The organism is Streptomyces sp. NBC_01498 (assembly GCF_036327775.1).
In the GTDB taxonomy this organism is placed as follows: Bacteria; Actinomycetota; Actinomycetes; order Streptomycetales; family Streptomycetaceae; genus Streptomyces.
This window is the reverse complement of record NZ_CP109598.1, coordinates 6841820-6864830: the sequence shown is the minus strand read 5'-3', so window position 1 is coordinate 6864830 and position 23011 is coordinate 6841820. Positions and strand designations below refer to the sequence as shown.

Annotated in this window: 19 protein-coding genes; 8 read left to right on the top strand and 11 right to left on the bottom strand. The window is 73.7% G+C overall.

Features of this window, described 5'->3' with window-relative positions:
• Window positions 1-115: 115 nt before the first annotated feature.
• Both OG875_RS29330 and OG875_RS29325 read right to left on the bottom strand, forming a co-directional pair.
• A complete protein-coding gene (locus tag OG875_RS29330) occupies window positions 116-1705 on the bottom strand; it encodes a phytoene desaturase family protein (RefSeq protein WP_330177253.1) in 1590 nt (529 codons plus the stop codon).
• Window positions 1706-1798: 93 nt separating this feature from the next.
• Window positions 1799-4078, bottom strand: a complete 2280-nt coding sequence (locus OG875_RS29325) for a serine/threonine-protein kinase (RefSeq protein WP_330177252.1) — start codon at window positions 4076-4078, stop codon at window positions 1799-1801.
• 280 nt (window positions 4079-4358) lie between these two features.
• Between OG875_RS29325 and OG875_RS29320 the strand changes: the two genes are divergently transcribed.
• Both OG875_RS29320 and OG875_RS29315 read left to right on the top strand, forming a co-directional pair.
• Complete coding sequence (locus tag OG875_RS29320) at window positions 4359-6041, top strand: pentapeptide repeat-containing protein (protein WP_330177251.1); 1683 nt, start codon at window positions 4359-4361, stop codon at window positions 6039-6041.
• Between the two features lie 69 nt (window positions 6042-6110).
• On the top strand, window positions 6111-7667 hold the full coding sequence (locus OG875_RS29315; RefSeq protein WP_330177250.1) for an ATP-dependent DNA ligase: 1557 nt from the start codon (window positions 6111-6113) through the stop codon (window positions 7665-7667).
• Window positions 7668-7740: 73 nt separating this feature from the next.
• Here OG875_RS29315 and OG875_RS29310 read toward each other — a convergent pair whose 3' ends face one another.
• From OG875_RS29310 to OG875_RS29295, 4 genes are all read right to left on the bottom strand, one after another.
• Entirely contained in the window at window positions 7741-9672 is a 1932-nt protein-coding gene (locus OG875_RS29310; RefSeq protein ID WP_330177941.1) for a potassium channel family protein, read from the bottom strand.
• 246 nt (window positions 9673-9918) lie between these two features.
• Window positions 9919-11169: a methyltransferase gene (locus OG875_RS29305; RefSeq protein WP_330177249.1), complete on the bottom strand. Its 1251-nt coding sequence runs from the start codon at window positions 11167-11169 to the stop codon at window positions 9919-9921.
• A gap of 81 nt (window positions 11170-11250) precedes the next feature.
• Window positions 11251-11520, bottom strand: a complete 270-nt coding sequence (locus OG875_RS29300) for a hypothetical protein (protein ID WP_330177248.1) — start codon at window positions 11518-11520, stop codon at window positions 11251-11253.
• Between the two features lie 4 nt (window positions 11521-11524).
• Complete coding sequence (locus OG875_RS29295) at window positions 11525-12220, bottom strand: TetR/AcrR family transcriptional regulator (RefSeq protein ID WP_330177247.1); 696 nt, start codon at window positions 12218-12220, stop codon at window positions 11525-11527.
• 457 nt (window positions 12221-12677) lie between these two features.
• Between OG875_RS29295 and OG875_RS29290 the strand changes: the two genes are divergently transcribed.
• The 5 genes from OG875_RS29290 (at window position 12678) to OG875_RS29270 (ending at window position 17332) form a co-directional block, all read left to right on the top strand.
• A complete protein-coding gene (locus tag OG875_RS29290) occupies window positions 12678-13328 on the top strand; it encodes a hypothetical protein (RefSeq protein ID WP_330177246.1) in 651 nt (216 codons plus the stop codon).
• Window positions 13325-13999, top strand: a complete 675-nt coding sequence (locus OG875_RS29285) for a class F sortase (RefSeq protein WP_330177245.1) — start codon at window positions 13325-13327, stop codon at window positions 13997-13999. Before OG875_RS29290 ends, OG875_RS29285 begins: the two co-directional genes overlap by 4 nt.
• 60 nt (window positions 14000-14059) lie before the next feature.
• Window positions 14060-14854, top strand: coding sequence for a GNAT family N-acetyltransferase (locus tag OG875_RS29280; protein ID WP_330177244.1), 795 nt, complete (start codon window positions 14060-14062; stop codon window positions 14852-14854).
• 384 nt (window positions 14855-15238) lie between these two features.
• Window positions 15239-15442 carry a cold-shock protein gene (locus OG875_RS29275; protein WP_161307368.1) on the top strand — a complete coding sequence of 68 codons (204 nt, stop codon included), beginning with the start codon at window positions 15239-15241 and terminating at the stop codon, window positions 15440-15442.
• A gap of 348 nt (window positions 15443-15790) precedes the next feature.
• A complete protein-coding gene (locus OG875_RS29270) occupies window positions 15791-17332 on the top strand; it encodes a DEAD/DEAH box helicase (protein WP_330177243.1) in 1542 nt (513 codons plus the stop codon).
• A gap of 92 nt (window positions 17333-17424) precedes the next feature.
• Here OG875_RS29270 and OG875_RS29265 read toward each other — a convergent pair whose 3' ends face one another.
• Window positions 17425-17733: an SCO5918 family protein gene (locus OG875_RS29265; protein ID WP_330177242.1), complete on the bottom strand. Its 309-nt coding sequence runs from the start codon at window positions 17731-17733 to the stop codon at window positions 17425-17427.
• Window positions 17734-17957: 224 nt separating this feature from the next.
• Between OG875_RS29265 and OG875_RS29260 the strand changes: the two genes are divergently transcribed.
• Window positions 17958-18275 (top strand): hypothetical protein, encoded by a 318-nt coding sequence (locus OG875_RS29260; RefSeq protein ID WP_330177241.1) that lies wholly within the window; start codon window positions 17958-17960, stop codon window positions 18273-18275.
• Window positions 18276-18288: 13 nt separating this feature from the next.
• Here the strand turns inward: OG875_RS29260 and OG875_RS29255 are convergent, their stop codons facing one another.
• The 4 genes from OG875_RS29255 to OG875_RS29240 all read right to left on the bottom strand — a co-directional run bounded on the left by OG875_RS29255 (window position 18289) and on the right by OG875_RS29240 (window position 22834).
• A complete protein-coding gene (locus tag OG875_RS29255; RefSeq protein ID WP_330177240.1) occupies window positions 18289-19023 on the bottom strand; it encodes an endonuclease in 735 nt (244 codons plus the stop codon).
• Complete coding sequence (locus OG875_RS29250; RefSeq protein ID WP_330177239.1) at window positions 19020-19379, bottom strand: hypothetical protein; 360 nt, start codon at window positions 19377-19379, stop codon at window positions 19020-19022. Before OG875_RS29250 ends, OG875_RS29255 begins: the two co-directional genes overlap by 4 nt.
• Window positions 19380-19726: 347 nt before the next feature.
• Window positions 19727-20005 (bottom strand): GlsB/YeaQ/YmgE family stress response membrane protein, encoded by a 279-nt coding sequence (locus OG875_RS29245; protein ID WP_330177238.1) that lies wholly within the window; start codon window positions 20003-20005, stop codon window positions 19727-19729.
• Between the two features lie 150 nt (window positions 20006-20155).
• On the bottom strand, window positions 20156-22834 hold the full coding sequence (locus tag OG875_RS29240; protein ID WP_330177237.1) for a SpoIIE family protein phosphatase: 2679 nt from the start codon (window positions 22832-22834) through the stop codon (window positions 20156-20158).
• Window positions 22835-23011 lie beyond the last annotated feature (177 nt).

Genomic DNA, 23011 nt, shown 5'->3' with positions numbered 1-23011 from the left:
CGAGGGGAAACGGGCCACCGGCCGGACGGCCGAGCGGCAATCGGGCCGGACGGCACGGCGGCCGTCCGGCCCGTCAGGAACCGGTGCCGGGGAGGCCGGCGGCGGTCCCCGGGAGTCAGCGCGCGGCCGTACGCTCCCGCTCCAGCACGGCCATCGCGGCGTTGTGCCCGGGTACGCCGCTGACGCCGCCGCCGCGCACGGCGCCCGCGCCGCACAGCAGTACGTTCGCGTGCGCCGTCTCCACGCCCCACCGGCCGGTGTCCGGCGTGGCGTAGGGGAAGGCGAGATCCCGGTGGAAGATGTGGCCGCCGGGCAGCCGCAGGTCGCGTTCGAGATCCAGGGGCGTCTTCGCCTCGATGCAGGGCCGCCCGTCCGCGTCCACGGCGAGACAGTCGGCGATCGGCTCGTCCAGGTGCGCGTCGAGCTGGTTCAGGGTCGCCTTGAGCAGCGCGTCGCGCGCGGCGTCGTTGTCCTCCGTGAACAGCCGCGCGGGCGTGTGCAGTCCGAAGAGGGTGAGCGTCTGGTAGCCCTCCCCGGCCAGCTCGGGGCCCAGGATCGACGGGTCCGTCAGCGAGTGGCAGTAGATCTCGGACGGGGGCGCCGACGGCGGCCGGCCACCGGCCGCCTCCTCGTACGCCGTCGCCAACTGCCCGTACCCCTCGGCGATGTGGAACGTCCCCGCGAACGCCTCGCGCGGGTCGACGCCCCGGTCCCGCAGCCTCGGCAGCCGCCGCAGCAGCATGTTGACCTTCAGCTGGGCGCCCTCGGCCGGGGGCGCGGGCGGGGTGGCGCCGAGCAGGGCGGCGAGCGCCTGCGGGGACGCGTTCACCAGCACATGGCGCGCGGCGACGGTGCCGGTGCCGCCGTCCTCCGTACGGAAGGTGACCTCGGCGCGCGCGCCGTCGGTCTCGACGCGGGTCGCCTCGTGGCCGGTGACGATCTCCGCCCCGGCCGCGCGGGCCGCGCCGGCGAGCGCGTCGGTGAACGCGCCCATGCCGCCCACCGGCACGTCCCAGTCGCCGGTGCCGCCGCCCACCACGTGGTAGAGGAAGCAGCGGTTCTGGAGCAGGGACGGGTCGTGGGCGTCGGCGAAGGTGCCGATCAGCGCGTCGGTGAGGACGACGCCCCGTACGAGGTCGTCACGGAACCGCTCCTCGATCGCGACGCCGATCGGCTCCTCGAAGAGCATCCGCCAGGCGGCTTCGTCGTCGATCCGGGCGCGCAACTCGTCGTGGGCGGGCAGGGGTTCGGTGAGCGTCGGGAAGACGCGCTCGGCGACCCGGGCGGTGGCGGCGTAGAACTCCTGCCAGGCCGCGTACTCGCTGTCGCCCCCGGTCAGCGCGGCGAACGACGCGCGGGTGCGGTCGGCGCCGCCGCCCACCAGCAGCCCGGTCGGCCTGCCGTCACGCACGGCCGGTGTGTAGGAGGAGACGGTGCGCTTGCGTACGGCGAACCGCAGCCCCAGTTCGTCCACGATCTTGTCCGGCAGCAGCGACACCAGGTACGAGTAGCGGGAGAGCCGGGCGTCGACCCCGGCGAAGGGGCGGGTGGAGACGGCGGCCCCGCCGGTGTGGCCGAGGCGCTCCAGGACGAGGACGGTGTGTCCGGCTCCGGCGAGATAGGCGGCGGCGACCAGTCCGTTGTGGCCGCCGCCGACGATCACGGCGTCGTAGGAGGTGCGGGTGGGAGAGGCGAGTGCGGGCATGGCTCTTGATTAACACGTTTGCCGCCCGTACGGGACCCCGTCCCCGCCCGTTCACGGCGTCGCGCCCGGGGCCCCGCGCGGACCCGGGCCGGCTCAGCGCCGCCCGGCCTCCCGCTGCCGGCGCAGGGCCGCCACCCTGCGGTAGAGCTCCACCGCCTCGGCGCCGCGCCCGAGTTGTTCGAGACAGTGCGCCTCGTCGTTGCGGCTGGCGAGGGCGTCGGGGTGGTCCGGGCCGAGGACACGTTCGCGGGACTCCGCGACCGCCCGGTAGACCGTCAGCGCGTCGGACCAGCGGCCCAGCCAGCCGAGGCCCACGGCGACCTCGCGGCGGCTGACGAGGGTGTCCGGATGGTCGGGCCCCAGGACGCGTTCCCGGATCGCGCACACGTCGCGCGACTCCGCCAGGGCCTCCTCCCAGCGGGCGAGGCGGCCGAGATTCACCCCGAGCCCGTGCCGGGCGCGCAGCGTCTCGGGGTCGGTGGGGCCGTGCACCCGGGCGCGGTCCCCGACCAGTTCCCGGTAGAGCTCCAGGGCCTCGGTGCTGCGGCCGAGCCGGCCGAGGCTGATGCCGACCTCGTAGCGCGCCGCCAGGGTGTCGGGGTGGTCGCCGCCGAGGGCCTGGGCGCGGCCGGCGGCGACCTCGCGGTACGTCCGGAGCGCCTCCGTCCAGCGGCCGAGCGTGCCGAGCGCGTAGGCCACCTCGTACCGGGTGACCAGGGTGTCGGGGTGGGTGGCGCCCAGCACCCGGGTGCGCGCCCGCGCCACGTCGAGCGCCGTCCGGTACGAGTCCTCGATCCGGCCGAGCCTGCTGAGGTTGAAGGCCAGGTTGTGGCGGCAGCGCAGGGTGTCGGGGTGGTCGGCGCCCATGGTGCGCTGGCGGGAGGCGAGGACCGCCGCGTACACCTCGTGCGCCTCGAAGTGCCGGCCGAGCTGTCCGAGGACGTACGCGGTCTCCTGGCGCGCGGCCAGGGTGTCCGGGTGGTCGGCGCCCAGTGTGCGTTCGCGGCCCTCCGCGACCCGGACGAACTCCCGCAGCGCGTCCGCCGTGCGGCCGGTGCGGCTGAGCGTGAAACCCACCTCGTAGCGGCTGCCGAGGGTGTCGGGGTGGTCGGGGCCCAGCGTGTGCTCACGCTCGGCCGCGACCGCGCGGTGCACCTCGCCCGCCTCGTCCCAGCGGCCGAGCCGGCCCAGGCTGAGGCCGGCGCTGTGTCTGCTGTTGAGCACGGCGATCTGCTCGGGCGACGGGGTGGGGCGCTCGGGGCGGCGGGGTCCGGCGGAGGCGGGACCGGCCGGTCCCGACGGGGTGGTCCATTCGCCGGTGAGGCCCGCCGCGGGGTCGGGCTGCGCGGTCCGCCGGGTGAGGGAGCCGGTCGCCAGGCGGCCGATGGTCATGCCGTACGTCCAGGCGGGCAGCCGGGGGTCGGCGCCGCCGGGCCCGTGGGAGGGGGAGCCGGCCGCCGACGGCGGGTGGGCGAGGGTGGGCGGGCCCGGTGGCCGCCCCTGCCCGCCGGGCCGTTCGGCCAGGGACCGGGCCGCGATGATCCGGTGCCGGAGGGCGGTGGCGTCCGGCGGGCGCTCGTCGGGTGTCTTGGCCAGCAGGTCGCGCACGATCCCGTCGAGGAACTCGGGCACGTCGGAGCGGCGGCTGCGCAGCGGGCGCGGTGTGGTGTCGCGGTGGCCGAGCAGGACGGCCCAGGCGTCGTCCTGGTCGAAGGGCGGGGCGCCGGTGGTGATCTCGTACAGCACACAGCCCAGGGAGTAGAGATCGCTGCGGTGGTCGATGTGGCCGCCGCCGATCTGCTCGGGCGACATGTAGTGCGGGGTGCCCATGGCGATGCCGGTGCCGGTGAGCTTGGAGGTGAAGCCGATGTCGTGGCCGAGCCGGGCGATGCCGAAGTCGCAGATCTTCACGGCGCCGTCGGCCAGCCGCATGATGTTGGCGGGCTTCAGGTCCCGGTGCACGATGCCCTGTTCGTGGGTGTACGCGAGGGCGTCCGCGACCTGCTCGGCGATGTCCACGACGTCCGGCACCGGGAGCCTGCCCCGCCCGTTGTCCTCCAGCAGCTGGCTGAGGTTGCGGCCTTCGAGCAGTTCCATGACGAGGTAGAGCACGCCGTCGTGTTCGCCGAAGTCGTGGACGACGGTGACGCCCCGGTGCTGGAGGGCGGCGGCGACGCGCGCCTCACGGCGGAACCGTTCGCGCAGGACGCGGGTGAACGACCGATCCTGCTGCGGACCGAGCGGCTTGAGGCATTTGACGGCGACGTGCCGGCCGAGCGACTCGTCCCGGGCCCGCCACACCTCGCCCATGCCGCCGCGCCCGATCAGATCGAGCAATCGGTACCGGCCCTGGATCAGACTCGTTTCCGCCATTGCCCGCTGTCGCCCCCGTCACCTCGCTGCGCGCCCTCCCCGGCCCGTCCAGTATGGCCGCCCGGCCGCGCCGGGGGGCAGCCCGACGCCCCGGGTTCCCGTGCGCGGAGGTGTGCGGCGGGGACGTGTGGACCGGCCGGGTCGTCACCGACGCCGGGGTCGGGGTCGGGGTCGGGGTCGGGGTCGGGGTCGGGGTCGGGTCGAGACGGGGAGGAGAGGGAGGAGAGGCGGAAGGAGAACGGGCGGAAACCGACGGGGTGTCGGGAGGCGTCCTCCGGACATGACGTACCCGAGCTCCGATCCTTCCCGGCCCCCGGCCTGGCCGCACTGCGCGCGGGGCGCCGGCGTCACGGACCCGGTGGGCTGCCGCGGGGTCCGGGTGGCCCGCCGCACCGCGTGCCTGGCCCATCTGGAGGAGACCGACCGGGCCGCCCACCTGGCCGCCCTGTCGCCCGGCGCCGACATCGACCATCGCGGTACCTCCTTCAGTACGAGCCTCCTGGACCGGCTGCTCGACGCGCTGCGCGACCAGGTCACCCGGCATCCCCGCCTCGGCAACGCCCGTTTCAACGGGGCGAGGTTCACCGGCGACGCCAACTTCTCCGGGGCGGACCTCACCGGCCGGGCCTCGTTCGACGACGCGGTCTTCACCGGCGGCGCCCGGTTCGGCGGGGCCGACTTCACGGAGACCGCCCGGTTCGGCGGCGCGGTGTTCGAGGGCGAGGCCAGGTTCCGCGAGGCGGCCTTCTCGGGCGGCGCCCGGTTCGACGGGACGGTCTTCCGGGGGAACGCCCTGTTCCTCGGGGCGGTCTTCGAGGCCGACACCACGTTCGGCGAGGCGCGGTTCGAGGCCACCTCGGAACTGGGCCCGCTGCTGTGCGACGGGGCGGTCGATCTGGACGGCGCGGTGTTCGGCGCGCCGGTCACCCTGGAGATAGCCGCCCGCGCGGTGAGCCTGCGCCGGGCCCGCTGGGCGCCGAAGGCCGCGTTACGGCTGCGCTACGCCTCCCTCGACCTGAGCGACGCGGTCCTGGAGTACCCGCTGGTGGTCACCGCGCACGGCACCCCCTTCGTCTCCCCCCACCTGGACGATCCGCTGTCCGAGACCGCGCTGGCCGGCCGGGACCACGGGGTGCGGCTCACCTCGGTGAGCGGCGTCGACACCGCGCTGCTGGCCCTGCACGACATCGACCTGAGCGGCTGCCGGTTCGCCGGGGCCGTCCATCTCGACGGCCTCCGGGTGGACGGCTGGTGCACCTTCGCCACCGCGCCCACCGGCTGGTGGCGGCGGTTCCCCTGGCGGTGGAGCCGCCGGCGCGCCCTGATCGAGGAACACCACTGGCGGGCCCGCTCGGCGCGGCGCGCCCACGGCTGGACGGCGCTGCCCGCCGACGCGCCCAGGGACACGCCGGAGCTGCGCCCGGCCGCGCTCGCCGCCCTGTACCGGCAGCTGCGCAAGTCCCTGGAGGACGGCAAGAACGAGCCCGGCGCGGCCGACTTCTACTTCGGCGAGTGCGAGATGCGCCGCCACGACAGGGACGGCACCTTCCTCGTCGAACGCCTCCTGCTGACCGTCCACTGGGCACTGTCCGGCTACGGGCTCCGTGCCGTGCGCGCCCTGGCCTGGCTCGCGCTCGCGATGCTCGTCACGGTGACGCTGCTGATGGCCTTCGGCCTGCCGGAGGAGTCCCCGAAGCAGGAGATCACCGGGACCGTGCCGGCGGGCGGCGGAAAGGTCACCTTCGAGATGGACAAGGCCGACCCGGAGAACCCCCGGGGCGACACCTTCACCGGCGAGCGCCTGGAGAAGGCGCTGAACGTCACTCTCAACTCGGTGGTCTTCCGCTCCTCCGGCCAGGACCTGACCACCGCCGGCGGCTACATCGAGATGGCCTCCCGGGTGAGCGAGCCCGTGCTCCTGGGCCTGGCGGCCCTCGCGGTCCGCAACCGCGTCAAACGCTGACACCGCGTGCCCCGGGGGATGACCAGGTCGTACCTCGCGCCCCCGGTCCGCGCGTTGCACGATGGACGCATGCTGCTGGCCACGCTCGCCCATGTCTCACGGGAGGTCGCCACCACCTCGGCGCGGTCCCGGAAGATCTCCCTGCTGGCCGACCTCTTCCGGGCGGCCGGGCCCGACGACGTGCCGGTCGTCATTCCCTGGCTGGCGGGACGGCTGCCCCAGGGCCGTATCGGTGTCGGCCGGCAGATCCTGAAGGACCCTGTCGCGCCCGCGGCCACGGCCACGCTGACCGTCCGCGCGGCGGACGGCGCGGTCACCGCGCTCGCGGGCGTCTCCGGTCCCGGTTCGGTGGCCGAGCGGCGGCGGCTGGTGGAGGCGCTGCTGGGCGCGGCCACCGGGGAGGAGCAGCGGTTCCTGATCGCCCTGCTCTCCGGTGAGGTGCGGCAGGGGGCGCTGGACGCGGTCGCCGTGGAGGCCCTGGCGCGGGCGACCGGGGCGCCGCCCGCCGCCGTACGGCGGGCCGTGATGCTGGCGGGCTCGCTCCAGCGTGTCGCCGAGCGGCTGCTGGCGGAGGGGCCCGGCGCGCTGGCCGGGTTCCGGCTGACCGTGGGGCGGCCGGTGCTCCCGATGCTCGCCGGGTCGGCGGGCAGTGTGGCGGAGGCGGTGGAACGGCTGGGGCCGTGCGCGGTGGAGGAGAAGCTGGACGGGATCCGGGTGCAGGTCCACCGGGAGGGTGACTCCGTACGGGTCCACACCCGGACCCTGGACGACATCACGGACCGGCTGCCCGAGCTGACGCGCGCCGCGCTGGCGCTGGACGGTGACCGTTTCATCCTGGACGGGGAGGTCGTCGCGCTGGGCGGGGACGGCAGGCCGCGCCCGTTCCAGGAGGTCGCGGGGCGGGTCGGCTCCCGTACCGACGTGACGACGGCGGCGGTCGCCCTGCCGCTGTCGCCGGTCTTCTTCGACGTCCTCGCCGCCGACGGCGAGGATCTGCTGGACCTGCCGTACGCCGGGCGCCGTTCGGTGCTGGACCGGCTGGTGCCCGCGCCGATGCGGGTGCGGCGGGTGGTGGTGGCTCCCCGGGAGGGGGCGGAGGCCGCGGCCCTCGCGGAGGCGGAGGAGTTCGCGCGGGCGACCCTCGACCGGGGGCACGAGGGCGTCGTGGTCAAGGCGCTCGGCACCCCGTACAGCGCGGGACGGCGCGGCGCGGGGTGGGTGAAGGTCAAGCCGGTCCACACGCTGGATCTCGTGGTGCTGGCCGCCGAGTGGGGCCACGGCAGGCGCACCGGACGGCTGTCCAATCTGCATCTGGGCGCCCGGGGGCCGGACGGCTCGTTCGTGATGCTGGGCAAGACGTTCAAGGGCCTCACCGACGCCATGCTGGAGTGGCAGACGGCGCGGCTGCGCGAACTCGCCGTGTCGGACGACGGTTTCACGGTGCGGGTGCGCCCGGAGCTGGTGGTGGAGATCGCGTACGACGGGCTCCAGCGCTCGTCGCGCTACCCGGCGGGGGTGACGCCGCGGTTCGCGCGGGTGCTGCGCCACCGCGAGGACAAACCGGCGTCGGAGGCCGACACCCTGGAAGCGGTCCTCGCCACGCCGGGCGCGCCCGGCGTGGTGTGACGCCCGGACGGGCGCGCGCGGACTGGCGCGTGGACGGGCGCGCGGACGGGCGCCAGGACGTGTCCGGCAGGACCTACGGCCCCGGCGGTGGCCGGTGCCCCGTCGACCGGCGGCCCATCAGTTCGGCCAGGCCCCGTCGGGTGGCGGCGAGGACGACCCGGTCCCGGGGGCGCAGGACGTAGCCCGGACGCAGGTCCCAGACCAGGCCGCTGCCGTCCTCGTCCGCGTCGCGCCGCATGTCGGCGAGATCGGGCGGGCGGTCGCCCGGCTCGGCGGTGTCGAGCGCGATGATCCGCCAGGCGCCCGGCCGGAACACCTCGGCGACGGTGCGCCCTTCGAGCCTCGGGTGACCGGCCACGTCGAGGGCGGCGACCAGCAGCACCTTGCGCTCGACGGGGATCGCGCCGAGGATCTGACGGCCCATCATGGCGATGGCGAAGGCGGGCGCGGCGAGCGTGGAGACACTGCGGCTGCGGGTGAGCCCCCGGGGATGGGCCGCGCGCAGCGTCCGGTAGACGGCGGTGGAGAACTCGTCGTCGTACACCCGCAGGGCGACCCGGAGGTCCGGTGTGACGGACCGCGCGTACAGGGCGGCTTCGAGGTTGGTGATGTCGACGCTGGTGAGCGCGAGGAGGGCGTGCGCCCGGTGCACCTTGGCGGCCTCCAGGACACCCTCCTGGGTCACGTCGCCGACCACGGTGGGCACCCGCAGGCTCCGTGCGAGGGCGATGCCCCGGGCCTCGGGGTCCTCCTCCACGCACACCACGGGTATGCCGAGTTCCCGCAGTTGTACGAGGACCCTGCTCCCGATCTTGCCGAGACCGAGCAGCACGATGTGTCCGGAGAGCCCGCGCGGCGGCCTGCGCAGGGCGGAGGCGTTGCGGAAGGTGCCGAGCGCTTCGAGGGCTGCGGCCAGCAGCACCGGCAGCAGCAGCAACCCGGCCAGTCCGGAGAGGAGCTGGATGAGCTGACGGCTCAGGTCCGCGCCGGTCGCGGGGTCTCCGATGGCGAACAGGTCGAGCAGCACGAGGTACGTCGCGTGCGCCGGGTCCTCGTCGGAGGTGATCCAGGAGGCGAGGGCGAGGCCCAGTACGGCGGCGGCGATCCCCGCCAGCGACCAGCGCAGCCGCCGGGAGAGCAGGGAGCCCAGCGGCGCGGCGCGCCCGGTGGTCCGGCGGCGCGGCTGCGTCTCCCCCGCGTGGGAGACGGCCTCCAGGACGACGGTGCCCCGGCCGGTGGCCGCCGCCGTGCTGGCGTCGTCGGGGAGCAGCCGGGGGCCGTCGTGCCCGCTGCTGTCCGAACCCTCCGCTCCCGCCGGGTCGTTGGTGGTGGACGACAGCAGGGCGAGGGTGCACAGTCCGGGGTCGGCGACCTCGCCGGGGCCCGGCGGGTTGCGCTCCACGGCCCGCAGCATCAGTCCGCCGGCCCGGACGATCTTGCTGGTCCCGGCGACGGCGGTGGCCGCCAGCGCGGGGGCGGCGGTGTCTGCGTCGGAGAGCACGGTGGTGGACGCGTCGAGCGCGGCGACGTCCAGGCCGGGCACGGCGACGGCCGACGCCTGGTCGAGGAGTTCTTCGAGATGCTGGCCGAGTTTGCGGTTGTAGAGCCTGATGACGAGGCGCAGCCGGGGGTTGAGGCGGCGGGCGGCCAGCGCGGTCCGGATGTTGACCTCGTCGTCGTCGTGGACGAGCGCGAGGGCCGCCGCCTCGGCCACTCCGGCCGCGACGAGGACGTCGTTGTCGAGTTCCGGTGTCTCGATGAGCGGCGGGGGCCCGGGGTCGCCGGGCCGGCCGTCGGGGTCGCCGCTCCCGGGGCCGTAGGTCCGGGCCATGACCGCCGACATGCGGCCGATGAGGGCGGAGGCCCGGCCCCGGCCGGTGAGCGGCGCGGGGTCGCGGCGCTCGGCGCGTACGGGCGGAACGACCAGGGTGACCCGCTCGCCGTACACCTCGCGCAGTTCACCGGCCAGCCGGTGGCTGAGTGCGTCGTCGCCGCACACGATCATGTGGCCGGTCCCCGGGCCGTGTTGACCTTGGGGCGGAAGGTACGGGAGTGACGTCACGACCCCAGTGTGCCGAACAGCTCCCGTGTGCCCAACACGGAGTCGGCAGAGGGGTGTTCGCGTCGCTAGGGCCCTCCCGGCTCGGGCCCGCGCCCGGAACACGTCCCCCCGGTGCCGGCGCCGCCGGGACGCACGGGGCGGGCTCCCTCGGCGGATCCACGGTCCCAGGGCCGTACGGGTCCCACGGTGTCAGCGCCGTACGGACCGCAGGACCACGAACTTCGGGTCGCTCGCCATGACGTCGCAGTTGCCGAAGAGGCGCCGCAGTTTGGTGTGGTAGCCGAGATGGCGGTTGCCGACCACCCACAGTTCGCCGCCCCGGCGCAGTGCCTCGCGCGATCCGGTGAACATCCGCCAGGCCGTGGCGTCCCCGGTCGTCTGATGCGTGTGGAAGGGCGGGTTGTTCAGGACGAGATCGGCCGACCCGGCCGCCACGTCCGCCGGTCCGTCGCCGACGACGAACTCCACCGGGCGGTCCGTACCGACGTTCTCGGTGAAGGTCGCGCGGGCGGACGCCACGGCCGAGAAGGACTCGTCGACGAAGGTCAGCCGGGCCTCCGGGTTGGCCCTGGCGGCGGCGGTGCCGACGACACCGTTGCCGCAGCCGAGGTCCACGACATGCTCCCGGCCCCGGCGTTCGGGCAGATGGCGCAGGAAGAACCGGGTGCCGATGTCGAGGCGTTCGGCGCAGAAGATGCCCGCGTGGTTGACGACGGTCAGCCCCGTGGCCGTACCGGCTCCCTCGGGCACGGTGTACGAGACCGGCCAGGGCCCCGTCCCGGCACGGCCGCCTCCGGCACGGTCGGTGTCCGGCGCGCAGAAGATCAGCCGTGCCTTCTTGACCGCGAGCGAGGTCCGGGTCGGGCCGAGGATCCGTTCGAAGAGTTTGAGGGTGGAGGTGTGGATCTCGGTGACCCGGCCGGTGCCGACGACGACGGTCCCCGGCCGCACGGCGGGCGCCAGCCGGTGGAGCTGGTCCTCCAGGAGCGACAGGCTCTTGGGCACCCGGACGAGCAGGACGTCGATCCGCTCGGGCGGGGTGTCCCGTACCGTCCGCAGGCGTACGGCGTCGGCGTCGATGCCGTTGCGCCGCAGATTGGCGCGGGTCGCCCGCTGGGTGAGGTAGGAGTCGGTGATCTGTACGGGGCGGTGCGGGGCGAGCGCGGTGGCGAGCGCGCCCCACCGGTCACCGAGGACGACGACCCGTCCGGAGAGGCCGGCGCCCGCGCGCCCGTCGCCGCCCGGTGCGCCGGCCCCGGTGTCCGTCCGGGTGGCTGACCCGGGATCGGTGTCCGTGTCCGCCCCTGGGGCGTCCTCGGCGTCGGCGAGATGCCTCAGCAGATACTCGTCGGCCGCGTCCCAGGCCCGGAGCGTGTCGCGGGGCTGCTCGGGAAAACGGGCAAGGTCGAGATCGCCCCAGGGCGTCGTCAAACGGTTCATCGTCCGCTCAGGCTAACGGAGCGGACGGGCCGCCCTCCCGGCGGTGCGGCCCCGCCGAGACACCCGGCCCGGCGTCTCCGGTCAGCCGTCCCCGTCGTCGCCCGCCCGGCCCGGGGCCGTCCGTCCCCGGACCCTCTCGCGGGCCTGCTGGAGCGCGAACCGGGCCTGCCGCACGGTCAGTACGGCGGCGAACTCCGTACGGGCGATGTCGAGGACGACATCGGCGTCCGCGGGCGGTTCCGGGTGGTCGCGCAGGGCGATGTCGGCGGCGGCCAGCGCGAGGATGTCGTCGTCGGGGGCCGCGTCCGGCTGGGACATGGTCCGCATGACCTGGTGCCAGAGCCCGGTCATGTCCTCACGCCCCCTCGTCGGCCGGTACGGCGCCGGGGCCCGGCTCCTTCGTGGGACGGCCGATCGTGGCGAGCACGTGCCGGATCGTCTCGTCCGCCACCACCTCGCGCGGCAGCGTTCCGTTGCCGCGCGCCCAGTGCGCGATCAGCTCGTTGATGGCACCGATCAGCGCGACGATCGCCAGCGTGTGGTCGCGCGGCGCCGCCTCTCCCCTGGCGACGGCACGGTCGGCCTCGCCGGTGAGGAAGTCGGTCCACAGGCTGCGCCAGATCACCCGGTGCTCCTCCACCGCGCGGTTGACCCCGATCACCTCGACGAAGGCGACCTTCGCGGAGGCGAGATCGGCGGTCACGGCGGCGACGAAGGCACGGACGAGCGCGCTCACCCGGGTCCGGGTGTCGGCCGTGTCCATGCCGGGCTCGCCGAGCGCCGTCACGGTGGCCGCCATGCCCGCCTGCGCGACCTGGTTGTGCAGGGCGATCAGCAGGGCCTCGCGCCCCTCGAACTCCTGGTAGAAAGCGCGGATCGACACACGCGCGGTGGCGCAGATCCGTTCGATCGACGTGCCCACGTAGCCACGCGTGGTGAAGAGGTCGGTGGCCGTCGTCAGCAGCCGCTCCCGGCGCAGCGCCTTGCGGGCGTCCCCGCCGCCGAGCGGGAAACCGGCCGTGCCGTCCCCGGGATCGTCCGTCACGTCCATTCGGCCCTCCCCGTGTCCGACCGGCCCGCCTCGCCCCTCGCCCCACCACCTCGCGACACCGCGGGCCGCACATCGCATATCCGTACGCGGTCGCCGGTAAGGGTGCTTACCGAGCATGGCACGCGGCACCGCTCCGCCGTCCGGGTTTCGGGGAATTCACGGCGCCGTATGCGGGGAAAAGCGTGCCCGACCCACCAGCAGGTCAGATGTTCGAAGATTTCGGGCCATGGCCGACCCTCCTTTTCCACCCCATCCATCACATCCAGCTCACCGGTTACGCGTTGCCGCGCCCTCCGTTCCGGGACCGCCTTCGATAACCCGACTGGCGGCGCCGAACGGCTCCCGGAGTGCGCTGACAATTCATCACTTCTAGCGTCGGGATCGCTGTGCGGTGCGCCCGGTATTTCCCGCCGGGACGCCTCCGACGTACGGCGGGACGCTCACGAGTGGAGATCCGATGCGCACGACAGGTACGGCCCCGGCGGCGGTCGCGGGCGTCGCGGCACTCCTTCTCGGGGCGGCGGCGCCGGCGTTCGCGGGTGACGAGGCGGAGTACGAGTACAGCGTCTCCCCCGAGGCGGTCGAGCCGGGCGGCGAGGTGACGGTGTCGACGGCCGGGTGCCAGGTGCCGACCGTGACCGTGTCGTCGGGGGTGTTCGAGACCGTCACCCTCGAAGAGGGCGGCACGAAGTCGGCCCGGATCTTCGACGACGTGAAACCGGAGGCCGAGTACGAGATCACCTTCGACTGCGACGGGGTGATCCGTTCGGTGCCGCTGACGATCAGGCCGGGCGGGCCCGGGAAGCCGCACCGGCCCGGGAAGCCGGACAGGCCGCCGCACTCGGCGAAGCCGCCCGGTCCCTGGGAGCCGCCCCGGCCGGACCACCCGAAGCCCCCGGACCGGCCGGAGCCTCCCGGGCAGCGGCCCCACGAGCCGAAGGACCCCTACGAGGAGGGCGCGCACCAGGGCGTCAGGGCGGGTGTCGGCGGCAGCACCGACGGCGGACCGCACACGGCGGGTCTGGCGGTCGGGGCGGCGGTCGTCGCGCTCGCGGTGGCGGGCGGCGTCCGGCTCGCCCGCGACCGGTCGGCGAACGGCTCCCGGTGACCGAGACGGAACGGCTCCGGGCCTCCCGGTGGGCGTCGCTCGTCCTGCTCCTGCTGGTGGGCGTCTTCGTGGTCCGGCTCAGCGTGGAGGGCCGGGTCGTGCTGCCGCCGGGGCCCGCCGGGGCCGAGGCGAACGCCCGGACGGGCGCGCGGCCGGTCCCGATGCCGAAACCGGCGGGCACGGCGGCACGGGCGGCGCCGCCGCTGCCGCTCTCCCCCGCGACCCGGCTCCGCATCCCCTCCGTACGCGTCGACGCGCCGCTCACCCGGGTGTCCCTGGACGCGGACGGCTGGATCGACGCGCCGCCCGCCGACCGGCCCGGACTCGCGGGCCACTTCCGGGGATCGGTCACCCCCGGCGAGCAGGGCACCTCGGTGATCGTGGGCCATGTCGACACCGGGAAGGGCCCGGCGGTCTTCTACGACCTGGGCAGGATCGCCCGGGGCAGCCGGGTCGAGGTGAGCCGTGCCGACGGCACCACGGCGGTGTTCACCGTCTACGGCGTCGAGGGCTTCCCCAAGCGGGACTTCCCCGCCAGGAGCGTCTACCGCGCGACCGGGGCACCGGAACTGCGCCTGATCACCTGCGGCGGCGGCTACACGGAGCGGACCGGGTACCAGGGCAACGTCGTCGCCTTCGCCCGCCTCACCGAGACCCGCCGGGCGGCCTGAGCAACGCCGTCGCGGACAACCCGGTTGCGGTGGGGGTCGGGTCTCCGGTGGGGTGGGCGGATGGACACGGAGGACGTACGCGCGCGGTTCGACCGCCAGATGCGCAGGGAAGCCCCGGCCGACGGCCCCGGAGCCGTGGTCGAACGGGTCGGCGCGGTCGTCCGGCAGACGGTCGGCGGCCCCGGCGCGGCGCCGGAAGGCGGCTGGAACGGCGTGCTGTGGTCCGCTCTCGACGCGGACTCCGCGGATGCCGCGATCGCCGGGCAGATACGCCATTTCGCCTCGCTGGGGCTGGAGTTCGAGTGGAAGCTCTACTCCTACGACGGGCCCGCCGACCTCGCCGGACGGCTTCTCGCGGCCGGATTCACTCCCGAACCGCCGGAGACCCTGATGATCGCCGAGACCGCCGGGCTGCCCGGTCATGTCCCGCTGCCCGACGGGGTGCGGCTGGTCGCGGTGACCGACGCGGCGGGCGTGGAGCTGATGGCCGAGGTCCACGAGCGGGCGTTCGGCGAGGACCGGGCGCACACCCGTGAGCGGCTGCTGGGCCAACTCGCCGCCGCGCCGGGCAGTGTGGCGGCGGTGGTCGCCCTCGCCGGCGACACCCCGGTCAGCGCGGCCCGGATGGAGCTGCCGCCCGGTACGGACTTCGCCGGTCTCTGGGGCGGCGGCACCGTCCCCGGCTGGCGCGGCCGGGGTCTCTACCGCGCGCTGGTCGCCTTCCGTACCCGGCTGGCCGCCGAACGGGGCTACCGCTATCTCCAGGTCGACGCGTCGCGCGAGAGCCGGCCCATCCTGCGGCGGCTCGGCTTCGCGGAACTGGCCACGACCACGCCGTACGTCCGCGCCCCCTGAACGCCGCCCGCCGAACGGCCCCGCGCACGCTCCCCGGAACGGTTTTCGGACGCACCGCGGCACGTCGCCGGGACACGGTCCGGTGAAGAACCGGAGAATATTCCCCGATCGCGGATCCGGAAAATTCTCCGGCGACTCGCGTGATTTTCCCGTGCGCCCGCCCGGTTCTCCGGGACAGCCCGTACTCGGCCGGATCCACCGTGCTAGTGTGTCCTTCAGTTGCAGTTGTGGTTCCCGAAAACTTCAAGTGCTCTCGCCGACTTTATGTGCCGGTGGGCGCACTTTTGTATTTCCGGTATTTCTCCGGACGGGGCAATCATCTCAGGCGACGCGGAGTCCGCACAGTGCGGACTCCCGGGCAGCATTGCCCTGAAGGAGATCAAAATGGCTAGTGGCACCGTCAAGTGGTTCAACGCGGAAAAGGGCTTCGGCTTCATCGAGCAGGACGGCGGCGGCGCCGACGTCTTCGCCCACTACTCGAACATCGCCGCCCAGGGCTTCCGTGAGCTCCAGGAAGGCCAGAAGGTGACCTTCGACGTCACGCAGGGCCAGAAGGGCCCGCAGGCGGAGAACATCGTCCCCGCCTGACACCAAGACGTATGACGTAGCTGGGGCCCGCACCTTGCGATGCGGGCCCCGGCTGCGTTGCCTTTTCCCCGGGCCCGCCCGGTGCGGCCGGGGCCCGCGGGTCACGGCGCGGGCCGGTTTTCCGCCCGCCGTCCGGCTCATGCCCGACGCGGGCCCCGCACCACGGCGATCCGTCGCCGCATCTCGTCACCACCGGTCGATTCCGACCCGATTTCCCGCGCCGTTTCCGGATCTCATGTCCCGGCGCGGTTCCGTTCTTCGTATTCCCCCGGCTCGTTCTTGCGATTCCTTGCGCGGTCATTCTGCCCAAGAGTTCCTCGATACGTGCCGCATCGAGAGAGGTTCAGCTTGAACCGCACGCCTCGCACGAACGACCGTTATTCCCGTACCCGCTCCGGCGGCTCCACCGGAGGCAACAGCCGCTTCCGCCCCGGGTCGTCGTCCGGCTCCGGACGCCCCGGCTCCTCCGGCCGGTCCGGGGGCGGCTACGGCCGTCGTCCCGCCGCCCTCCAGGGCGAGTTCGCCCTGCCGGTCACCCTCACACCGGCCCTGCCCGCCGTGTCGAGCTTCGCCGAGCTCGACCTGCCCGACCCGGTCATGACGACGCTCGCCGGCCTCGGCGTGAGCGAGCCGTTCCCCATCCAGGCCGCGACGCTGCCGAACTCGATCGCGGGCCGCGACGTCCTGGGCCGCGGGCGCACCGGCTCCGGCAAGACCCTCGCCTTCGGTCTGGCGCTCCTGGTCCGCACGGCGGGCCAGCGCGCCCAGCCCAGGCAGCCGCTGGTGCTCGTGCTCGTACCGACCCGTGAGCTGGCCCAGCAGGTCACCGACGCGCTCACCCCCTACGCCCGCGCGCTGAAGCTGCGGCTCGCCACCGTCGTCGGCGGCATGTCGATCGGCCGCCAGGCCGGCGCGCTGCGCGGCGGCGCCGAGATCGTCGTGGCGACACCCGGACGGCTCAAGGACCTGATCGAGCGCGGCGACTGCGCGTTGGACCAGGTGGCCATCACCGTCCTCGACGAAGCCGACCAGATGGCCGACATGGGCTTCATGCCCCAGGTCACCGAGCTCCTCGACCAGGTACGGCCGGACGGCCAGCGCATGCTGTTCTCCGCGACACTCGACCGCAACGTCGACCTGCTGGTACGCCGCTACCTGCACGACCCGGTGGTCCACTCCGTGGACGCGGCCGTCGGCACGGTCACCACCATGGAGCACCACGTCCTGCACGTACAGAACGCCGACAAGTACGCCACCACCACGGAGATCGCGGCACGCGACGGCCGGGTACTGATGTTCCTGGACACCAAACACGCCGTCGACCGGCTCACCGAGCACCTGCTGAACAGCGGAGTACGCGCCGCCGCGCTCCACGGGGGCAAGTCCCAGCCGCAGCGCACCCGGACACTCGCCCGGTTCAAGACGGGCCATGTGACGGTACTCGTGGCGACGAACGTCGCCGCACGCGGCATCCACATCGACAATCTCGACCTCGTCGTGAACGTCGACCCGCCCAGCGACCACAAGGACTACCTGCACCGAGGCGGACGTACCGCGCGCGCCGGGGAATCCGGCAGCGTCGTCACCCTCGTCCTGCCCAACCAGCGCCGCGAGATGACGCGCCTGATGTCCGACGCCGGCATCGTCCCGCAGATCGCACAGGTCCGCTCCGGCGAAGCCGAACTGAGCAGAATCACCGGCGCCCAAGCACCCTCAGGCGTTCCCGTCATCATCACCACCCCCGTCTCGGAGCGTGCCAAGAGCGGTTCGGGCAGCCGGGGGCGCAGCCGTCCGGGGCAGGGCCGCAGGCCGTCCGGCTCGGGCTCCTCGGGCGGGTCGCAGAGCCGGTCGGGCGTGGCGCGTACGTCGTCGCGCAGCTGGTCCGCGTAGGAGCTGTCCGGCGGCGCTGCCGTCATGCGCGGGGAGGGCCCGTCACCGGTCGGTGACGGGCCCTCCCCGTGTGCGTGGTCTGCGGCGGTCGCTCAGGAGCCCGCGGGGGTGCCGAGCAGCGCGGAAGCGGTGTCCACCGGGTCAGGTGCCGCCACGGGGGCCGGGACGGGCGCGCTGCGGCAGGTGAAGCCGAGCCGGGTCAGGGCGCGGGTCACCTCGGCGGCGGAGAAGTCGCGGCGGTCCTGGCGGGTGATGACTTCACCGACCTGCTTCACGGGGTAGGTGCGGCGGCCGATGATCACGCATTCACCCGTGACCGGTTCGGGCTTGACGCCCTTCATCGCCTCCAGCACCTCGCTCTTGACCAGTTCGAAGGGAAAGCGGGCGATGACGCAGCGCATAGTGCCTCGGCGGGGAGAAGGGAAAGGAGCGGAGTTATCAGCATCGCACACTCACCGGGGGATCCCGGCGGCGATGGGGGCGGGGACACGGACGCCGATCCGGACGGGGACAGCGGGCCGGGAGGTGATCGGGGCGGAAAACGGGGCAGGTCACAAGGTGGGGCGCGAAGCCCACGCCGTACCCCGGGGACGGACCCCGGGGGCCGTCAACGCCAGGAGTTCGCATGACCGCGTACGTCATCACCGTCCCGGGCACCTTCCTGCGCACGCTCGACGCCGGTTCACGGGCGGCGCTGCTGCGCGGTCTGCGGCCCTCGGACCCGCAGAACACGGCGCTGGGCGAGGCCGAGGAGCTGGACATGCTGACGGTCAACGAGGGCGGCACGTTCAGCGTCCGGCTGGAGATCGAGGCCGACAACAGGCGGGCCGCCGAGGCGGAGGCGAAGCGGGTGGCGGGTGCGGCGCTCACCGGCGCGGGTTTCTCGCCGGACGAGGCGCCGCTGGGACCGGCGTTCGTGACGGGCATCGACAGCGAGTACTGAGAGCCGGGACGTCTCAGGCGGAGGTGCCCCGTCCGCCGCCGTGGCCCTTGCTTCGGTTGTGGTCGCCGTTGCTTCCGCCGCCGTCGCTTCGGCTGCGGTGGTCCTGCCCGGCCTCGCGCAGGCATTCGTGGACGATGTCGTCGTCCAGGGACGCCCGGACCAGGGCGGCGGCCAGGGTCGCGGGGCCGGAGTCCCCGGCCAGCCGGGCGAGGGCCGTCGCGTCCTCGGCGAGGCCCAGGCGGTCGGCGCCGTGCAGCGCCCTGGTGTCGAAGTAGGGCACGACCTCGGGCCAGACTCCCTGCACCTCGCGCAGGAAGATGTCCGCCCCGGTCGGGCCGATCCCCGGCAGGTCCTGGAGGAGATGCCGCAGGTGCGGGACGTCTCCGTCGGCCTCGGCGCGCATCCCGCGCGGGTCGGCGTGCCAGCGCCGGATCAGCAGGTCGGCGCCGTCACCGAGCCGGGTGGCGGTGCTCTCGTCGTAACGCCGGTAGCCGCCCCGGACCAGCGCGTCGACACGCTGCTGCCAGGTCGCGTCGGCCGTGCGGTGCGCGCTGCGCAGGCCCGCGTCGCTGAGCGCGCGCGAGGTGGCGACGGCGACTCGGGCCCGGATGGGGGCGCTCAACAGCAGGGCGAGGACGAGCAGTTGGTAGAGCGGCTGGGGGGTGTCACGGAGTTTGATGCCCGCGTCCTGGGCGTAGGTGGTGCCGTGGGAGCGGAGCAGGGCGTGGACGACGGCGCGCTGGGTCATCGGAACCTCAGCGGGGTCGTGCGCGCGCCGCGCGGCGGGCCGGTGTTGGTACGGCCGACGGGGCGCGGGGTGCCGTAGGCGCGGCGGCGGGCGGAGCTGCGTACGGTCCGCGCGCGGGCCCTGGCGGGGCCGGTCTCGTCGGGGCGCGGGTCCGTGCCGTCGCTGTCGCCGTCGTCCCCGGTGCCGGGCTTTCCGGGCCGGGTGTTCTCCGCCGGGGAGTCCTGGTCGCCGTCGGCGGGGAGCGGTGCCCGCAGGTGTGGCAGCAGGAACTCCTCCATGCGTCCGAGCCCCAGCGTGATCAGCAGCATCAGGGCCGGAAACACCACGCATATCAGTACGGTAGGCAGCAGCCCCATGGACCCGGTCTCCTTTCTCTTCCCGGCGTGAGGAGCGCCGGATTGAGCGGTGCCGACCGATAACGCGCCGGCCTGAGAGACACGCGGAACATCGCGGGCGGTCGTTCGCGGGATTGCGCTCCACCACGGGTGACCGGGCGATTGCCACGTCTTTTGCCACGTCTGTCGGAGTTCTCACTCCGCGGAGCCTGAATTCGTACTCCTGTTGAAGCGTATGGCGTCCGCACCGACCTCGCTCGTCGGCTCCCGTACGGCGGAACACCGTTTGACATCCGGTGTTCCCGCGCCACGCGCACGTACGGCGGCCCGCGGGGGATCCGCGGGCCGCCGTACGTGAGGGGTCGGGGTCAGGCGCGCCGGCCACCGCGGTTGCGCCCGGCGACGAGCCGGAAGAGCACCAGCAGGATGAGCGAGCCGACAACGGCGGCTATCCAGGTGGAGAGGTCGAAGAATCCGTCGATGGAATCGACTCCGAACAGCACCTTGCCGAGCCAGCCGCCGAGAAGTCCGCCGGCGATTCCGATGAGCATGGTGACGATGAGGCCACCGGGGTCCTTGCCCGGCAGCAGGACCTTCGCCACGATTCCCGCGAGAAGTCCGATAAAGATCCACGCGATGATGCCCACGGGGCACCTCCCTGTCTTCGGATCGACGGCTCGAGGTCACGACGTCGGGTCACGACTGCGTCTTTCGCATGACCGGGTTCTCCGTGCGGGCGGGTTCAAACGCCGTCGTTCTCCCAAGAAGACGTCAAGGAAGCCGCCGGGAAGGGCGGATCAGCCGTCGCCGAGGGACTGTTCGGTCCAGATGACCTTGCCCTGGGCGCTGTAACGGGTCCCCCAGCGCTCCGCGAACTGGGCGACCAGGAAGAGCCCGCGGCCTCCCTCGTCGGTGCCCGCCGCCTGGCGCAGATGCGGCGAGGTGCTGCTGTGGTCGGAGACCTCGCAGATCAGGCTGCGGTCGCGGATCAGCCGTACCCGGATCGGCCCGGACGCGTAGCGGATCGCGTTGGTGACGAGTTCGCTGAGGATCAGTTCGGTGGTGAACGCCTCTTCGGACAGGCCCCATTCGGTGAGTTTGCGGGTGACGTCGGCCCGCAGCCTGCCGACGGCGGAGGGGTCGGCGGGGATCTCCCAGTCGGCGACGTGCCCGCCGTCCAGCACCCGGGTGCGCGCGACCAGCAGGGCGATGTCGTCGCGCGGGTGCTCGGGCAGCAGCGCCCGCAGGACCGCGTCGCACGCCTCCTCCGGGGGCCGGTCGGCCTGCTCGGCGAGCGTACGGCGCAGGAGCGACAGGCCCTCGTCGATGTCCCGGTGCCGCTCCTCGACCAGCCCGTCGGTGTACATCACCAGCCGGCTGTTCTCCGGCAGATGGACCTCCAGGGTGTCGAAGGGCAGTCCGCCGAGCCCGAGCGGCGGTCCGCCCGGTACGTCGGCGAAGACCGCCGTACCGTCCTCGTGGACGACGACGGGCTGGAGGTGGCCCGCCCGTGCCATGGAGCAGGTCCCGGAGACCGGGTCGTAGATGGCGTAGAGGCAGGTGGCGCCGGTGACGCCGGCCTCGGCACCGTCGACGGCCTCGTCCTGGTCGATACGGGCCACCAGTTCGTCGAGGTGCCACAGGAGTTCGTCGGGCGGCAGGTCCAGGGTCGAGAAGTTGTGCACGGCGGTACGCAGCCGACCCATGGTGGCGGCGGCGTGCAGCCCGTGGCCGACGACGTCGCCCACGACGAGCGCCACCCGCGCGCCGGGCAGCGGGATGATGTCGAACCAGTCGCCGCCGACGCCGCCGAGCCCGCCGAGTCCCGCCTGGGCGGGCAGATACCGGTAGGCGACGTCGATGCCGCTCAGGGCGGGCAGCCCGCGCGGCAGCAGACTCCGCTGGAGGGTGACGGCCATGGTGTGCTCGCGGTTGTAGCGGCGGGCGTTGTCGACGCTGACGGCCGCGCGGGCGACCATCTCCTCGGCCACGGACAGGTCCTCGGCCTCGAACGGCTCGGGCCGGGTGGAGCGCCAGAAGGTGGCGACGCCGAGGACGACACCGCGGGCCCGGAGCGGGACGGTGATCATCGAGTGGACGCCCTCCTCCTCGACCAGCTTCCTGGCGCGTTCGGGTTCCTGTTTGTGCCAGCCGGAGAACGCGCCGAGATTCGCGACGAGGATCGGCTCGCCGTGCACGATGGCGTCGCTCATCGGCGTGGACGGCGGGAAGTGGATCAGTTCGTGGAGGGGGTAGATCACGGTGTTCTCGCCCTGGCCGCTCAGCGCGGCGCGCCGCATGTCGAGGACGACGGCGCTGGTCGGTTCCTCGCCCCGCAGTACGGCCTCCAGCAGGTCGACCGTCGCCACGTCGGCGAAGTGGTCGGCGGCGAACCCGGTCAGTTCCTCGCAGGTGCGGATCACGTCGAGGGTCGTACCGATCCGGGTCCCGGCGTCGTACAGCATCCGCAGGCGCCCCCGGGCCACGTCGGCCTTCCCGGTGAGCGCCTGGAGTTCGGTGGTGTCACGCAGGGTGGTCACGCTGCCGGGCGGGCCGCCGTCCTGGTCGGTGGGGCGCTGGCTGACGGCGAGGAGCCGGTCGCCGACGGGGTGGAGTTCGTCGGTGGCGGTGCGGCCGGAGAGCAGCAGCGTGCCGGTTTCCGCGTCCAGGCCCAGTTCGTCGAGGGACCGGCCTTCCACGTCGGGCGGCAGGCCGAGAAGCCGGCGGGCCTCGTCGTTGGCGAGCAGCAGCCTGCTGTCGTCGCCGACGATGAGCACCCCTTCGCGTACGGCGTGCAGGACCGCGTCGTGGTGCTCGTACATCCGGGTCATCTCGGCGGGTCCGAGCCCGTGGGTCTGGCGGCGCAGCCGTCGGCTCACCAGGGCCGTACCGCCCATGGTGATGAGGAGGACGGCGCCCGCGGACCCGAAGAGGAGCGGGAACTGGTCCTCCACCACGTTGCCGACCCGTTCGATGGTGATTCCGGCGGAGACCAGCCCCACGACCTTGCCGCGCGCGTCGGTGACGGGGACGACCGCCTGGATGACGGGGCCGATGGTGCCGGTGAGCTTCTGGGTGATGACGTGACCGTGCAGGGCGGGTTCGATGTCGCCGACGAACTTCTTTCCGACCCGGTCGGGGATCGGATGGGTGTAGCGGATTCCGTCGGTGTTCAGGACGACGATGAAGTCGACACCGGAGCGTTCCCTGGCCCGTTCGGCGGGCCGGCGCAGGACCTCGGCGGGGTTGGGGTTCTTCAGCGCGGCCTGGATGCCCGGCGAGTTCGCGAAGGTCTCGGCGACGGCGACCGACCGGTTGCGCGCCTCGCGGTCACTGTCCGTATGGCCCTGGATCACGAGCGCGACGGAGGCGGCGGCGACGATCAGAACGACGATAGCCACCTGGAGAAGAAAGACCTGGCCTGCGACTGTTCTCAGCTTCAGAACGGAGCGCGGGCGGCCGTCGCGTCCCGCCATGCCCCCTTTCTACACCCCGTGCGAGGGGCGGGCGAGCGGCGGGGACCCCCCTGGACGGCGTCCGCCGGGCCCGGCCGGGATGAACCTTTTCGGCGGTCCGGGAGTGAAGGGAGGTGACAGGAGTGTTCACCGGCCCCGGTGCGGCCGGTGGGTGCGTCACGGATCGTGGAGGTTCAC